Source organism: Herbaspirillum sp. Her3 (genome assembly GCF_057961275.1).
Window position 1 is genome coordinate 2,962,598 of sequence record NZ_CM176328.1, and the last position, 14,478, is coordinate 2,977,075.

General features: G+C 65.8%; 13 protein-coding genes and 1 pseudogene. 3 read left to right on the forward strand and 11 right to left on the reverse strand.

Annotated elements, in window-relative coordinates; genetic code table 11:
• Nucleotides 1–8 precede the first annotated feature (8 nt).
• The 11 genes from dmpG to ACVC5H_RS13580 form a co-directional block, all read right to left on the reverse strand.
• Nucleotides 9–1,049 carry a 4-hydroxy-2-oxovalerate aldolase gene (gene dmpG, locus ACVC5H_RS13530; RefSeq protein WP_008328878.1) on the reverse strand — a complete coding sequence of 347 codons (1,041 nt, stop codon included), beginning with the start codon at nt 1,047–1,049 and terminating at the stop codon, nt 9–11.
• Nucleotides 1,050–1,062: 13 nt separating this feature from the next.
• Nucleotides 1,063–1,977 carry an acetaldehyde dehydrogenase (acetylating) gene (locus ACVC5H_RS13535; RefSeq protein ID WP_008328875.1) on the reverse strand — a complete coding sequence of 305 codons (915 nt, stop codon included), beginning with the start codon at nt 1,975–1,977 and terminating at the stop codon, nt 1,063–1,065.
• 32 nt (nt 1,978–2,009) lie between these two features.
• A complete protein-coding gene (locus ACVC5H_RS13540) occupies nt 2,010–2,813 on the reverse strand; it encodes an SDR family NAD(P)-dependent oxidoreductase (protein ID WP_008328873.1) in 804 nt (267 codons plus the stop codon).
• Nucleotides 2,810–3,412 carry a putative antibiotic biosynthesis monooxygenase gene (locus ACVC5H_RS13545; protein WP_008328872.1) on the reverse strand — a complete coding sequence of 201 codons (603 nt, stop codon included), beginning with the start codon at nt 3,410–3,412 and terminating at the stop codon, nt 2,810–2,812. The genes ACVC5H_RS13540 and ACVC5H_RS13545 overlap by 4 nt, the downstream gene beginning before the upstream one ends.
• Nucleotides 3,413–3,437: 25 nt before the next feature.
• The gene (gene dmpH / locus ACVC5H_RS13550; protein ID WP_008328869.1) at nt 3,438–4,226 is read right to left on the reverse strand and encodes a 2-oxo-3-hexenedioate decarboxylase; all 789 of its coding nucleotides are present in this window, start codon (nt 4,224–4,226) and stop codon (nt 3,438–3,440) included.
• Between the two features lie 19 nt (nt 4,227–4,245).
• Complete coding sequence (dmpE, locus tag ACVC5H_RS13555; RefSeq protein ID WP_008328863.1) at nt 4,246–5,031, reverse strand: 2-oxopent-4-enoate hydratase; 786 nt, start codon at nt 5,029–5,031, stop codon at nt 4,246–4,248.
• Nucleotides 5,032–5,054: 23 nt separating this feature from the next.
• Nucleotides 5,055–5,921, reverse strand: coding sequence for an alpha/beta fold hydrolase (locus ACVC5H_RS13560; RefSeq protein ID WP_008328861.1), 867 nt, complete (start codon nt 5,919–5,921; stop codon nt 5,055–5,057).
• A gap of 271 nt (nt 5,922–6,192) precedes the next feature.
• Entirely contained in the window at nt 6,193–7,647 is a 1,455-nt protein-coding gene (locus tag ACVC5H_RS13565) for a 2-hydroxymuconic semialdehyde dehydrogenase (protein ID WP_008328859.1), read from the reverse strand.
• A gap of 25 nt (nt 7,648–7,672) precedes the next feature.
• Nucleotides 7,673–8,104 carry a GlcG/HbpS family heme-binding protein gene (locus tag ACVC5H_RS13570; RefSeq protein ID WP_034350336.1) on the reverse strand — a complete coding sequence of 144 codons (432 nt, stop codon included), beginning with the start codon at nt 8,102–8,104 and terminating at the stop codon, nt 7,673–7,675.
• 144 nt (nt 8,105–8,248) lie between these two features.
• Nucleotides 8,249–9,193, reverse strand: coding sequence for a catechol 2,3-dioxygenase (locus ACVC5H_RS13575; protein WP_008328854.1), 945 nt, complete (start codon nt 9,191–9,193; stop codon nt 8,249–8,251).
• 21 nt (nt 9,194–9,214) lie between these two features.
• Entirely contained in the window at nt 9,215–9,586 is a 372-nt protein-coding gene (locus ACVC5H_RS13580; RefSeq protein ID WP_008328848.1) for a 2Fe-2S iron-sulfur cluster binding domain-containing protein, read from the reverse strand.
• A gap of 126 nt (nt 9,587–9,712) precedes the next feature.
• Between ACVC5H_RS13580 and ACVC5H_RS13585 the strand changes: the two genes are divergently transcribed.
• The 3 genes and pseudogenes from ACVC5H_RS13585 to ACVC5H_RS13595 form a co-directional block, all read left to right on the forward strand.
• Nucleotides 9,713–10,624: a LysR family transcriptional regulator gene (locus ACVC5H_RS13585; protein WP_008328845.1), complete on the forward strand. Its 912-nt coding sequence runs from the start codon at nt 9,713–9,715 to the stop codon at nt 10,622–10,624.
• Nucleotides 10,625–10,738: 114 nt separating this feature from the next.
• Nucleotides 10,739–13,654 carry a Tn3-like element IS1071 family transposase gene (locus ACVC5H_RS13590; RefSeq protein ID WP_034350331.1) on the forward strand — a complete coding sequence of 972 codons (2,916 nt, stop codon included), beginning with the start codon at nt 10,739–10,741 and terminating at the stop codon, nt 13,652–13,654.
• 131 nt (nt 13,655–13,785) lie between these two features.
• Nucleotides 13,786–14,391, forward strand: a pseudogene (locus tag ACVC5H_RS13595) (FAD-dependent oxidoreductase); the annotation flags it as partial.
• Nucleotides 14,392–14,478 lie beyond the last annotated feature (87 nt).

Here is a 14,478-nt window from a genome sequence, read left to right on the forward strand (position 1 = left end):
TGCGTTCCTCAGGCCGCTTTTTTCTGCTCGCGCGCATCTCGCGCGCGAGCCATGGTCATGGCCGTGTCTTCGATCATGTCTTCCTGGCCACCGACCATCTTCTTGCGGCCCAGTTCGACCAGGATGTCGCGCGCCGACAGGCCGTACTTGACGGCGGCGCGTTTGGCGAACAGCAGGAAGCTGCCGTACACGCCGGCGTAGCCCAGCGTGAGCGCGTCGCGGTCGATGCGGATCGGGAAGTCCATGATGGGCGTGACCAGGTCTTCGGCCACGTCCTGGATCTTCCAGACGTCCACACCGGTCTGCACGTCCATGCGGTCGAGCACGGCGACCAGCACTTCCATCGGCGTGTTGCCTGCGCCCGCGCCCAGGCCGGCGGCGGCAGCGTCGATGCGGGTGGCGCCACATTCAATGGCGGCGACCGAGTTGGCCACGCCCATGGCCAGGTTGTGGTGGCCGTGGAAGCCCAGCTCGGTCTCGGGCTTGAGCGCGTCGCGCACGGCCTGCAGGCGGGCCTTCACGTCGGCGGGCAGCATGTAGCCGGCCGAGTCGGTGATGTAGATGCAGTTGGCGCCATAGCCCTCCATCAGCTTGGCCTGTTTCACCAGGCCTTCGGGGCTGTTCATGTGGGCCATCATCAGGAAGCCCACGGTGTCCATGTCGAGCTTTCGGGCGAAGGTGATGTGCTGCTCGCTCACGTCGGCTTCGGTGCAGTGCGTGGCCACGCGGATGGTGTGCACGCCCAGGCCGTGCGCCATCTTCAGGTGGTCGACGGTGCCGATGCCGGGCAGCAGCAGGGCCGAGACCTTGGCCTGCTTCATCAGCGGGATCACGGTGCCCAGGTACTCCTCGTCGGAGTGGGCCGGGAAGCCGTAGTTGACGCTGGAGCCGCCCAGGCCGTCGCCGTGGGTGACCTCGATCAGCGGCACACCGGCGGCGTCGAGGCCGCAGGCGATGCTCTTCATCTGTTCGAGCGTCATCAGGTGGCGCTTGGGGTGCATCCCGTCGCGCAGGGTCATGTCGTGCAGGGTGATTTTTTGCTGGCTCATGGGGTGCTCCGGATCAGGCGGCGACGGGTTCGAGCACGAGCTCGCCCTTCAGGATTTCTTCGGCAAACATCTCGGCGGTGCGCGCGGCGGCGGCGGTCATGATGTCCAGGTTGCCGGCGTACTTGGGCAGGTAGTCGCCCAGGCCCTCGACCTCCATGAAGACCGAGACGCGGTTGCCGTCGAAGACGGGGCCGTTGACCAGCTTGTAGCCCGGCACGTACTTCTGCACTTCCTTGATCATGTCGTGCACCGACTTCGTGATCGCGGCCTCGTCGGGCGTGCCTTCGACCAGGCAGTGCACCGTGTCGCGCATGATCAGCGGCGGCTCGGCCGGGTTGATCACGATGATGGCCTTGCCCTTCTTGGCGCCGCCCACCTTCTCGACCGCGCCGGCCGTGGTGCGGGTGAACTCGTCGATGTTCTTGCGCGTGCCGGGACCGACCGATTTGCTGGACACGGTGGCGACGATCTCGCCGTAGCTCACCGGCTGCACGCGGCTGACCGCGTAGACCATGGGGATGGTGGCCTGGCCGCCGCAGGTGACCATGTTCACATTCATCTCGCGCTGGCCGACGTGCTGCTTGAGGTTGACCGGCGGCACGCAGTAGGGGCCGATGGCGGCGGGCGTGAGGTCGATCATCATCGCGCCCTGCTCATTGACCTTGCGCGAGTTCTCGGCGTGCACGTAGGCGCTGGTGGCGTCGAACACGATCTGCACACCGTCGGCCTTCATGTGCGGGATCAGGCCGTCCACACCCTCGGCGGTGGTCTTGATGCCCATCTCCTTGGCGCGCTTGAGACCGTCGGAGTTGGGATCGATGCCCACCATCCACACGGGTTCGAGCAAGGGGCTGCGCTGCAGCTTGGCCAGCAGGTCGGTGCCGATGTTGCCGGGCCCGATCAGGGCGCACTTGATTTTTTTGGTCATGGGTTGACTCCTGGGGGAAGAAGAAAAAAGGTTCAGGTGAGCGTGCGCACCACGCCACCGTCCACCCGCAGCGCGGCGCCGGTGGTGGCGCTGGCCTGCGGGCTGCAGACGTAGGCCACCATGGCCGCCACCTCGTCGGGGCGGATGAAGCGGCGCAGCAGCGAGGTGGGGCGCGCGTCGCGGAAGAAGCGGGCCGCGGCTTCGTCGAAGCTCAGGCCCTGCTGCGCGGCGAGCGTGTCGAAGAAAGCGCGTGCGCCTTCGGTCAGCGTGGGGCCGGGCAGCACGCTGTTGACCGTGACGGCGGTGCCGGCGCAGCACTCGGCCAGGCCGCGTGCCACGGACAGCTGGGCCGACTTGCTCATGCCGTAATGCACCATCTCGGCCGGCGGGCAGATGCCCGACTCGCTGGAGATGAAGACGATGCGGCCGCGGTTGCGCGTCAGCATGCCGGGCAGCGCGGCGCGGGCGAGGCGCACGCCGCTCATCACGTTGACCTCGAACAGGTGCTGCCAGTCGGCGTCGGCGATCTGCTCGAAGGGCTTGGGCTCGAAGATGCCGAGGTTGTTGACCAGGATGTCCACATCGGCCAGCCGGGTCGCCACCTGCTCGCAGCCGGCGGCGGTGCCCAGGTCGGCGGCGATGCCCGACACCTCGGCCTGCGGGTGCTGTTGGCGCAGGGTCTGCAGGGCGCGCTGCACCGACGCCTCGCCGCGGCCGTTGAGCACCACATGGGCGCCGTCGGCCAGCAGGGCCTGGGCGATGGCCAGGCCGATGCCAGCGGTCGAGCCCGAGACGAAGGCGGTCTGCCCCGCCAGGGGGCGTGGTGCCGGGCTCATGGGCGCCCTCCTACGGGCGGACGGGCGTGCAGCCAGCCGGCCAGCCAGCGGGTCAGGCGCGGCGCCACCACCCAGGTCATGAGGACCACCACCAGCACGGTGATGACCATGGTGCGCGGCACCAGCGGCCAGTCGGCCAGCAGCGGCGCCACGGTGAGGAACAGCAGCAGCACGGTCGGGAAGATGCCCAGCCAAGTCACGATCGCCACCTTCCAGCGCGGCGGCGCCTTGGTGGTGCTGCCCGCCGGCGCGAACCAGTAGTCCAGCCCGCTGACCCGGCGCATCTCCTGCGCACCGACGGTGTGGGGTGCGACTTGCGCGAGCCAGCGGGCCCGCTCGGGCGAGTCCTGCCAGGCGGCCAGGTGCGCCTCGTTGTCGAAGGCGAAGACCACGTGGTAGAGCAGGGGCTCGTCGCCGCCGCCGGCCTCGCCAGGGCGCACCAGCTGGCCGCCCAGGTGGCCGCCCAGGTGGCCGGGGAAGTGGGTCGCTGCCTCGATCATGCCGGCCATGGCCGTCTCGAAGCCGGCCACGCCTTGGGGTGCGACCCGGCGCGTGACCAGCACGGTCACGGCGCGCGACGGGGTGGCGGGTGCGTTCATGGGTGCAGGCGGCTCAGGGCGGCGCTCAGACGAATCGCATGCCAACCGTGCCCAGGTCCTGGAAGCGCACGTTCACGCTGTCGCCGGCCTGCACCGCAATGGCTTCGGTCACGCCGCCGGTCATGATGAAGCTGCCCGTCGGGATCTCCTGACCGCGCGCGCCCAGGTGGTTGGCCAGGGCGGCGATGGCGGCGGCCGGGTGGCCCATCACGGCGGCGCCGGCGGCCATGGCCACGATCTGGCCGTTCTTCTCCAGCACCACGCCCAGCGTGCGCAGGTCCAGGTCTTCCACACGACGGGCGCGGCCACCGATCACGAAGCGCGAGGCCGAGGTGTTGTCGGCGATCACGCTCTTGAGGTCGAACTTGAAGTCGCGGTAGCGGCTGTCGATGATCTCCACGCCGGGGATCACGAAGTCGATCGCGGCCATCACGGCGCCGACGTGGCAGCCCGGACCTTTGAGCGGCGCCTTGGTGACGACGCAGATCTCGGCCTCGACCTTGGGGTGGATGAGTTCGGAGGTCTTGATGTCGCTGCCTTCGGCGCAGGCCATGTAGTCGCTGACGAAGCCGAAGACCGGCGTGTCCACGCCCATCTGCTTCATCTTGGCGTAGGAGGTCAGGCCGCACTTGAGGCCCACCGTCTTGTGGCCACGGCTTTCCTTGCGCGCGCGGATCAGGTCCTGGATCGCGTAGGCGTCGTCCCAGTCCATGTCCGGGTGGTCGTCGGTGATCTTGGTGACGTCGTGCGCCTTCAGCTCGGCGTTTTCCAGGTGCTCGGCGAGCTGGGCGAGGGTGTTCTTGTCGAGTTTCATGTGGTTGTTTCCTTCCCGCTCAGGCGACGAAACGCACCGACGTGCCGCCCAGGCCGCCGACGCTGCAATACAGGCTGTCGCCCGCGACCACCGGCACCAGCGGCGACTGCGAGCCAGAGAGGATGATGTCGCCGGCCTTGAGGCCGATGCCCAGACGGCCGAGCGTGTTGGCCAGCCAGGCCACCGCGTTGACCGGCGAGCCCTGCACCGATGCGCCGCAGGACGTGCTGATGATTTCGCCGTTCTTTTCCAGCACCATGCCGGCCAGCGCGAGGTCGAGGTCGCGCGGGCTCTTGCGCAGGCCGCCGAGCGTGAGCACGCCGCAGGAGGCGTTGTCGGCCACGGTGTCCTGGATCTTGATCTTCCAGTCCTTGATGCGCGAGTCGACGATCTCGAAGCACGGCATCACGCAGTCGGTGGCGCGCAGCACGTCGGCCGCGGTGACGCCGGGGCCTTCGAGGTCGCGCGCCAGGATGAAGGCGACCTCTGCCTCGGCCTTGGGCGCGATCATGCTGCTCACCGGGATGGGCTGGCCTTCGTTGTAGACCATGCCCGAGAGCAGGTGGCCGAAGTCGGGCTGGTTGACCTTGAGCATGTCCATCACGACCTTGCTCGTCACGCCTATTTTCTTGCCCACCACGCGCTCGCCCGCGTCCAGCCGGCGCTGGATCATGCGCAGCTGGATCTGGTAGGCGTCCTCGATGGTGATGTCCGCTTCGCGGTCGGTCAGCGGAGCGACGGGTTGGCGGTCGAGCAGCGACTGGTAGAGCTCGTCGCCGTAGTGCTGGATCTTGGAGTTGTCCATGGTGTTCTGTGTGGGAAAAGGGGTCAGGCGGACGCGGCGCCCTGCGCGTCGGCTTCGGCGAGGAAGTTCGACACCAGCTGGGCGAAGCGCGCGGCGTGTTCGATCTGCGTCCAGTGGCCGCAGTGGCCGAACACGTGCAGCTGGCTGTTGGGAATCCACTGGCTCAGCGTGAGCGAGGTCTGCAGCGGAATCACCTGGTCCTCGCGGCCGTGGACGATGAGCGTCTCGTGCGGCAGCGCGCGGATCGCCGATTCGGGGCTGGCCATGGCGTCGACCCAGCGCTGGCGCGGGGCCGGGAACATGGCCGAGAAGGATTCCTGGAAGCCGGGGCGGATGCTGGCCTGGTAGCGCAGCTCGGCCAGCTCGTCGGTGACCAGCGCGCGGCTGTGGGCGAAGATGTCCAGCAGGCGCTTCATGGTGGCCAGCGAGGGCTCGTAGCCCCAGACCGCGTCCAGGCCCGGCGTGATCGGGAAGGGCACACCGACCGAGCCCATGAGCACCAGGCGGCGCACGCGCTGCGGCGCGCGGATCGCCAGCGCCAGCGAGAGCGCGCCGCCAAAGCTGTTGCCGACCACGTCGGCTTTCTCGACGCCCATCGCGTCCATGACATCCAGCGCCTGCTGGACCCAGGTGTCCATGTTGTAGGTCATGCCGGCGGGGCGGTCGGTGTAGCCGAAGCCCACCATGTCGGGCGCGATGACTCGCCGATCCTTGGCGATGACCGGCATGGCGAGGCGCCAGTTGGCCCAGGCGCTTACACCCGGACCGGAGCCGTGGATGAACAGCACCGGAGGCTGTCCCGGCTTGGAGCTGCCGAGGTCGTGCACGTTGGTGTTGAAGCTGCCTGTGCGAACGCTCAGCGCAATTTCAGGGTTGTGTGGGGCATTCATGTGTCTTGTCCTTGAGGTCTTTGCTTTGAAGGGGCGGCGAGTGGGCCGGGACGACTGGTTCCGTTCATGTCCCCCGTCGGTCGCTGCGCGCTCGCCTCCTCCTTTACTTCACTGCACCAGTCGCCCCGGCCCACTCGCTGTCGGCGCACGAGGCCGTTCGTCCAGGGCAGCCGTGGAACCGGCTATGCCGGGCCACAGGCGGCGTCCCCCCTCGAAGCGTCGAAGACGCGCAACGGAGGGGGGAAGCCGCGCAGCGGCGCAGGGGGGGAGATCACAGCTTCACCATCACGTTGCGGAGTTCCGTGTAGAACTCCAGCGAGTGCACGCCGCCTTCGCGGCCGATGCCCGAGGCCTTGCTGCCGCCGAAGGCGGTGCGCAGGTCACGCAGGAACCAGCTGTTGATCCAGCACAGGCCGACCTCGATGGCCGCGGCCATGCGGTGCGCCTTGCCCAGATCCTGCGTCCACACGGTGGTCGCCAGGCCGTAGTCGGTGGCGTTGGCCAGCGCAATCGCTTCCTCTTCGGTGTCGAAGGGGGCGATGTGGCAGCAGGGGCCGAAGATCTCCTCGCGGATCACGCTGGCGCTTTCGGGCAGGCCGGTCCAGATAGTGGGCTGCACGAAGTGGCCGTTGGCGTACTCGCCCGTCATGGCCGGTTCACCGCCGCCGGTGACGACGGTCGCCCCCTCGGCCCTGGCCTTGGCGTAGTAGCCCATGACCTTCTGCTTGTGTTCGGCCGAGATCAGCGGGCCGATGCCCACGCCCGGCATGTCGGGGCCGCCGATCTTCAGGCCCTCAGCCTTTTCTTTCAGCGCGGCGACGAACTTGTCGAAGATCGGGCGCTGCACGTACACGCGTTCGGTGCCCAGGCAGACCTGGCCGCAGTTCTCGAAGGCGCTGCGGGTGATGCCGGCGATGGCCTTGTCGAAGTCGGCGTCGGCGAACACGATGCCGGCGTTCTTGCCGCCGAGTTCGAACGACACCGGGCGCACACCCTTGGCGGCGGCGGCCATGATGGCTTCACCCGTGCGGGTCTCGCCGGTGAAGGTGATGCCGTTGACACCCGGGTGCTTGGTGATGAATTCGCCGGCCGAGCCGGGGCCGAAGCCGTGCAGCACCTGGTACACGCCCTTGGGCACGCCGACCGCGTTCATCACCTCGCCCAGCAGGGTCGCGGTGGCGGGGGTTTCCTCCGAGGGTTTGACGATGACGGTGTTGCCGCAGGCCAGGGCCGGGCCGACCTTCCAGGTCATCAGCAGCAGCGGCAGGTTCCAGGGGCAGATCACGCCGACCACGCCCAGGGGTGTGCGCAGGCCGTAGCTGATGGCAGTGCCGCCGTCGGGCGTGGTCATCTGGAAGCTCTCGGTCGGCACGTTCTTGACGATGTCCGCAAAGATCTTGAAGTTGGCGGCGCCGCGCGGGATGTCGATGTGCGAAGCCAGCGAGCGCGGCTTGCCGGTGTCGGCCAGTTCGGCGGCGAGGAAGTCGTCGAAGCGGCGGTTGATCTCGTCGGCCACCGCGTGCAGCAGTTCGGCGCGCTTGACCACGCTCATCGTGCCCCACTCGCCCTTGAGCGCGGCGCGGCCCGCGGCCACGGCCGCGTCGACCTCGGCCTGACCGGCCTCGTGCACCAGACCTACGACCTCGTTGGTGGCCGGGTTGCGGTTTTCGAAGGTCTTGGCGGTGGCGACGAAATCGCCGTTGATGAAGTTCAGGAACTGTTTCATGGTGCGTGAGGAAGGAAAAGAAAAGTCAGTCGAGGCCCAGGGCCTTCAGGCCGGCGCGGGCACAGGCTTCGTCCTGTTCGGCCGAGCCGCCGGACACGCCGATGCCGCCGATGCGCTGGCCACCGGCCACGATGGGCAGGCCGCCACCGAACAGCACCAGGCGCTGGCGCTGGTTCAGGCCGATGCGCAGCAGCTCGTCGTCGCCGATCACGCCGCCCCACTGCGAGGTGGGGAAGCCAAAGCTGGCCGCGGTGTAGGCCTTGTCGATCGCGATGTCGATCGAATGCAGAAACGCATGGGGCATGCGCAGAAACGCGGTCAGCGTGCCCGAGGCATCGGTCACGGCCACGTTGATGCGAATGCCCGATGCCTCCGCATGCGCCACCGCCGCCTGACAGGCCAACGAAGCCGCAGATGCGGTGATGACGGAAGATGGAACAGAGAGAGCGGATGTCATAAGAAGAAGCGGCGAGAGAAAGGTGACTCCAGTTCGAGGGGCACCGAGGAACCGGCTCCGCCGGGCCTCAGGTGCCGTCCCCCCTCCAAGCGCCGAAGGCGCGCCAGAGAGGGGGGAAGCCGCGTCAGTGGCGCAGGGGGGTGATCACGTGTACACCTCGGTGAAAGACGGCACCAGATAGCCCGTGTGATAGAAGATCCCGCTGCCCAGTTGGTCTTCGGTCCAGGTCGTCACCGGCCGGTCGCGCTGGGCCAGATAGCCCAGGCCGGCGAAGGTCTCGTTGCGGTTGCCGCTCGGGTCGAAGAAGTAGATCGTCTCGCCGCGCGTGATGCCGTGGCGGGTGGGGGCCACGTCGATGCGCGTCTTGGTCTTGGCCATCACGTCGGCGGACTTGAGCACGTCGTGCCACGAGTCCAGGAAGAAGGCGATGTGGTGCAGGCCGCTGCGCGGCCCACCGACGAAGGCGATGTCGTGCGGCGTGGTGGTGCGGGCCATCCAGGTCGCCGCCTGCATGTTGCCTTCGGGTCCGACCAGCACCTGCTCGGTCAGGAAGAAGTCCAGCGCCTCGGTCATGAAGCGGGTGTTGTCGGCCACGGTGTTGATGCCGGCCTCGGGATTCATCTCGCACATCAGCAGGCAGTGGTCCAGCCAGTGGGCGCCCGCGCCCTTGAGGCCGTCGGGCCAGGGGTCGGGATTGATGTTGCCCACGTCGGTGCCGACAAACTCCTTGCTGGCATACAGGCGCATTTCGTGCCCGCTGGGCAGTTTGAACTGCAGCATGCGGCCGGTCGAGGGCAAGGTGCCTTCGTCGAGCATGGTGGTCTTCACACCCCAGGCCTCGATCTTCTGCTGCAGCGCTTCAAGGTCGGCTTCCTTCTCGACCTTGTAGGCCAGGTGGTTCATGCCGGCCTGGTCCGACGGGGTCAGGATGACCGAGTACTTGTCCCATTCGTCCCAGCACTTGAGGTAGACGTTGCCCGCCTTGTCCTTCATGGTGGTCTTCATGCCCAGCACGTTCTCGTAGTGCCGGACGGCGGCGTCCATGTCCATCACTTTCAGGCTCGCGTGCCCGATGCGCATCACACCCATGTTGTGTCTCCTGGTGGTTGGTTACTGCTGCTGAATCGAAGGGCTGGCAGTCGCAGACTCTGCGCGCCCCTTGGAAAACGGTTTGCTCAACTTGCCGGCCACTTCGAGGTTCACCGGCGTCTGGGGTGCCACGCGGCATGCCAGCGTGTAGCCCTGGTTCTCTTCGTCGAGCGTCACGTGTGCACGGCTGATCGGCCCCAGGGCCTTGATCTGTCCCTCGACGATGCGGACCTTGCAGACCCCGCAGCCGCCGTTGACGCAACCCACCGGGATGCCCTTGCGGCCCAGGCGGACCATGCCGGTGAGCAGGCTTTCATTGCCGGCGCAGGGAAAGGTCTCGTCCGTCTGGGCCACGTGCACTGCGAACTTGGGGCGGGAATCAAACAGGGACATGTCTCAGTTCTTCTTCAACGCAGCAGCTTCAGCTGCCAAAGATAGGGCGGAGCGGTCATACCGTCCAATACCGAATTTTTGCGACCCTATACTGGTGAGGTATTGCGAGCCGAACCAGGAGGCCCCATGGATCTCAAAGACATGCGCCAGTTTCTGGCGGTCGCCGAAGAGCGCAACTTCACCCGCGCGGCCGAGCGCCTGCACATGGCGCAGCCGCCGCTGTCGCGCCAGATCAAGGCGCTGGAAGACGAGATGGGGGCGCCGCTGTTCCTGCGCACACCGGCCGGCGTGGAGCTGACCGAGGCGGGCCAGACGCTGCTGGACGAGGTGCCCAACCTGCTGCACCTGGCGCAGCGCGCGGCCGAGCGCACGCGGCGCGCGGCGCAGGGCCTGACCGGCCAGCTCGACGTGGGCATCTACGGCTCGGGCGTGCTGGACGTCATTCCCCGCGTGCTCGCGAAGTTCCACGCGCAGCGGCCCGAGGTGCGCATCGCGCTGCACAACCTCACCAAGTCCGAGCAGCTGCAGGCGCTGCGCGAACGGCGCATCAGCGTGGGCTTCAACCGCCTGATCCCGCCCGAGCCGGACCTGGTGGTCGAGTCGGTGTTGCGCGAGCCGCTGCTGGTGGCGATGCACGAAGCGCACCCGCTGGCGCAGCGCAGGCAGGTCGGGATGGCCGACCTCGACGGGCTGCCCATGATCCTCTACCCCAACGAGGCCATCCACGGGCTGGCGCAGGAAGTGGCCGAGGCCTTCCGCCAGGAAGGCGTGCGGCTGGCGGTCGAGCAGGACGTCGAGGACGTGGTGACGGCCGTGGCCCTGGTGGCCAGTGGCTTCGGGCTGACCATCGCCACCCGGTCGGCCGCCAGCCTGCGCCTGCCGGGCGTGGTGTTCGTGCCCTTGCGCAGCCGCCACCTCAAGGACCTGGAGCTGAGCTGCCTCTACCGGCGCGGCGATCCGTCGCCGGTGCTGGCCATGTTCCTGGAGGTGGTGCGTGCGCATGGGAAGGGGTCTCCTCGTTTTCAGTGCAATAAGTGACGGTACGCAAAGCTAGCACTGGCGCGGGGGTGGTCTGGGTAGACCGTTGATTTCATTGACTTTCCTGTTCGCTTTGTAAACGGGTATGGTGGCCTCCCACTTTTGAGGTTCACGATGCAGGGTTGGCACACAACGTTTTTGGGGATGCGTGGGCTCCCCCGCGATATCAGCGACTTCGAGATGAAGGCATTTTTCACCTTCGATGGTGCCGAGCGCGACGCAATCAATGCACGCCGAGGTGATTCCCACAAGCTTGGTCTGGCGCTCCATATTGGTTTCCTGCGCATGAGTGGGCGTTTGCTCGGTGCCTTTCGGGTAATTCCAGTAGCCTTGTGGCGCCACCTTGGCAACGAGCTTGGCATTGCAGCACCAGAAGTCGCCTCGCTGAGAGCCATGTATGAACGCGGGCGCACGCTATTCGATCACCAACAAGTAGCCTGCACGGTCCTTGGATTCCAGTGGATGAGCGAGCACCAGCGCCGCTCACTGGTACGTGAACTGCGCGACGAAGTGGCGCGCTGCGCCGACCGCGATCAGCTACTCGTGCGGGCGCGTCAATGGCTGTACAAGAACAAGCTGGTGATCGTGCACGAGCGGGCAATTCGGACACTGATTGCGGCGGCACTTGCCCAGCTTGAAGTTGAAACAGGCACCGCCATCGCCGCCAGCGTTGATCCAGCAACACTTGATCGCTGGCGAGCCTCAGTTTCAGAGCTGCGCCCAGATGGACAAACCCAGCAGAGTTGGCTATGGGCTGCACCGGCGAAACACTCAACCCGCCAAATCAGCGAGGTACTGGAGCGCATCGACCTGCTTTACACGCTGGACGTTCATAAGCACCTGGCAGACATCCCCGATCTCATCTTGCGCCGCTACGCGCGCCGACTTGTCTCCAGGCCGCCCTCAGCCGGAGCCAAGATCAAAGAGCCAGCGCGCACCGTGGAGGTCGCATGCTTTCTTCGGTATTGCCTGTTCACCACCACAGACCAGTTGATCCTTATGGTGCAGCGCCGGATCGCCGATCTGTGGCGTCAGGCTGCCGCCGATGTCCCCGCTACCGTCAATTGGGCCGCAATGTACAAAACGCTGCTCGGCGAACTTGTTGCCTTGAGCGCGCAAGGTGCGGTGCCAGATGCTGAGTTGCGTGCCCGTCTTGAAGCCTTGATCACCGAAACCCAGAAACGCAAACCACCGAGCAGGGCCTCCCTGGTCCGCGAGGGATTGATTGATGGAATTCGCCCCGTGCGGTCGTTGCTCGTCGCCATTGCAAAGCTGCCCTGGCAGGCCACCGGCGAGCATCCTGCCATCGAGTACCTTGCCAAGCTGCAAGCTTTATATCTCAAAGGATCCAGAAAGCTGCCAGTTGAAGTGGTGGCACCAAGTCTGGGAATGATCTGGCAGGTTTCGATCTCCAGCCCAGACCGGGAACGGGCGTTTCAGGCGTTGGAGGTGGCCACCCTGTTTGCCCTGCGCCGCGCGGTGCGCAATGGCTCGGTCTGGATTGAGCACAGCCTGAGCTTTCGGGGTCGTGCGCGCTTGTTCTTCACGGACGAGCGTTGGCAGGCAGAGTCCAAGAAACACTATGCCCGTCTATCGTTACCCAGCAAGGCTGCCACTTTCTTGAAGCCTTTGCTGGCCAGAGTAACTGCCGGTGTCGATGCGGTGGCCGCTGCAGCCCGCAGTGGCGTACTGCGCGTGGATGATGAACTCCATTTGTCGCCATTGCCCGCAGAGGACGAAGACCCAGAAGTGACCAAGCTGCGCGCGGCTTTGGATCACCGCATCGGTGAGGTTCAATTGCCGGAAGTGATTCTGGCCGTTGACGCCCAGGTGCGCTTTAGCTGGATCATGCTCGGACGTGAGCCGCGCTCTACCGACGAGCTGCTGATGGTCTATGCCGGCATCATGGCCCACGGCACCAGTCTGACTGCGGTCGAATGCGCGCGCATGATTCCGCAATTGTCTGCCACCAGCATTCGCCAGGCCATGCGCTGGGCGCGGGACGAACGGCGTCTGAGCCAGGCCTGCCAGGCTGTGCTGGAATTCATGCAGCGACACCCGATTGCCGCCACCTGGGGGCGGTCCGATTTGGCATCTTCTGACATGATGACCATGGAGACCACCAAACGGGTGTGGCAAGCCCGGCTTGATCCTCGGCGCAACACACCTTCCATTGGAATCTACTCCCATGTAAAAGACCGGTGGGGCATCTTCCATGCGCAGCCCTTTGTGCTCAATGAGCGCCAGGCGGGCGTGGCCATTGAAGGTGTCATCCGCCAAGAAAAGCTGGAGACCAGCCAGCTTGCTGTGGATACCCATGGCTACACCGACTTTGCCATGTCACATGCCCGTTTGCTTGGTTTTGATCTTTGCCCGCGGTTGAAGGAACTCAAACAGCGCCACCTCTTTGTGCCACGCGGCACCAAAGTGCCCGCAGAAATCGCTGCGGTGTGCGAAGCCAATGTCGACGTCGCTTTGATCGAAAAGCATTGGGATAGTCTGGTGCACCTGGCAGCCTCGGTCATGAGCGGACATGCCAGTGCGGTGGCAGCTCTTGCGCGGTTCGGTTCTGCCGCCCAGGGCGATCCAATCTATGAGGCTGGCGTGCAATTGGGGCGGTTGCTGCGTACGGCGTTTTTGGCTGACTACTTTGTCAAGGACGCTTTCAGGAACGAGTTGCGCCGGGTGCTCAATCGGGGCGAGGCTGTTAACGCCCTCAAGCGCGCCATTTATACCGGCCGGATCAGCCCGGCGCAGGCCAAACGTGTCGATGAAATGCAGGCTGTGGCCGATGCGTTGAGCCTGATGGCCAACATCGTGATGGCGTGGAATACCTCACAGATGCAGGCGGTCCTGGATCGCTGGTCGAACCGCCGCCAGGTCATTCCACCGGAACTGATCGAGAAGATTGCGCCCACCAGGCTGGAGAGCATCAACTTGCGGGGTGTGTTTCGCTTCCCGGTTGACCGCTATGCTGACCAAATCCTGCCTTCGCGGCCAAATGCATCGATAACTGGCACCAATGGATGAAACCGACCACGGTTTGACGCCACGAATCGCAGATTTGAAAGTGAACAGGAAAGTCAATGAAATCAACGATCTACCAACACCACCTCCGCGCCAGTGCTAGCTTTTCGTACCGTCACTTATTGCACTGAAAACGAGGAGACCCCAACGTGGACATCCAGATGCGCACCAATGTGCCGCACATCTTCGCCATCGGCGACATCGTGGGCCAGCCCATGCTGGCGCACAAGGCGGTGCATGAAGCGCACGTGGCGGCCGAGGTCATCGCCGGCGAACTGCAGGGCAACAAGGAACTGGCCAGCGCCGCCTTCAACGCCCGCGTGATCCCCAGCGTGGCCTACACCGACCCCGAAGTGGCCTGGGTGGGCCTGACCGAAGACCAGGCCAAGCAGCAGGGCATCAAGGTCAAGAAGGGCCTGTTCCCCTGGGCGGCCTCGGGCCGCGCCATTGCCAACGGCCGCGACGAAGGCGTCACCAAGCTGCTGTTCGACGACAGCCCCGAAGCAGGATCAGGAGACGGCCATGCTGGCCGGGGCCACGGCAAGATCTTGGGCGGTGGCATGGTCGGCACCCACGCGGGCGACATGATCGGAGAGATCGCGCTGGCTATCGAGATGGGTGCGGACGCAGTGGACATCGGCAAGACCATCCACCCGCATCCGACGCTGGGCGAGAGCATCGGCATGGCGGCGGAAGTGGCGCATGGCAGCTGCACGGATGTGCCGCCTGCGCGCAAGTAAGTCCGCAGCCAAGCTACCCTGACAAGGCCCGAACTGGCGACGGTTCGGGCCTTGTGCTTTGCGTACCCAAACAATCGCCGCAGAATA

Coding starts and splice junctions, on each gene's coding strand:
- dmpG (WP_008328878.1), bottom strand. CDS start 1,049: ATGAGCCAGCAAAAAATCACCCTGCACGACATGACCCTGCGCGACGGG.
- ACVC5H_RS13545 (WP_008328872.1), bottom strand. CDS start 3,412: ATGAACGCACCCGCCACCCCGTCGCGCGCCGTGACCGTGCTGGTCACG.
- ACVC5H_RS13570 (WP_034350336.1), bottom strand. CDS start 8,104: ATGACATCCGCTCTCTCTGTTCCATCTTCCGTCATCACCGCATCTGCG.
- ACVC5H_RS13585 (WP_008328845.1), top strand. CDS start 9,713: ATGGATCTCAAAGACATGCGCCAGTTTCTGGCGGTCGCCGAAGAGCGC.
- ACVC5H_RS13580 (WP_008328848.1), bottom strand. CDS start 9,586: ATGTCCCTGTTTGATTCCCGCCCCAAGTTCGCAGTGCACGTGGCCCAG.
- dmpH (WP_008328869.1), bottom strand. CDS start 4,226: ATGAAACTCGACAAGAACACCCTCGCCCAGCTCGCCGAGCACCTGGAA.
- ACVC5H_RS13535 (WP_008328875.1), bottom strand. CDS start 1,977: ATGACCAAAAAAATCAAGTGCGCCCTGATCGGGCCCGGCAACATCGGC.
- ACVC5H_RS13590 (WP_034350331.1), top strand. CDS start 10,739: ATGCAGGGTTGGCACACAACGTTTTTGGGGATGCGTGGGCTCCCCCGC.
- ACVC5H_RS13540 (WP_008328873.1), bottom strand. CDS start 2,813: ATGAGCCCGGCACCACGCCCCCTGGCGGGGCAGACCGCCTTCGTCTCG.
- ACVC5H_RS13560 (WP_008328861.1), bottom strand. CDS start 5,921: ATGAATGCCCCACACAACCCTGAAATTGCGCTGAGCGTTCGCACAGGC.
- ACVC5H_RS13565 (WP_008328859.1), bottom strand. CDS start 7,647: ATGAAACAGTTCCTGAACTTCATCAACGGCGATTTCGTCGCCACCGCC.
- dmpE (WP_008328863.1), bottom strand. CDS start 5,031: ATGGACAACTCCAAGATCCAGCACTACGGCGACGAGCTCTACCAGTCG.
- ACVC5H_RS13575 (WP_008328854.1), bottom strand. CDS start 9,193: ATGGGTGTGATGCGCATCGGGCACGCGAGCCTGAAAGTGATGGACATG.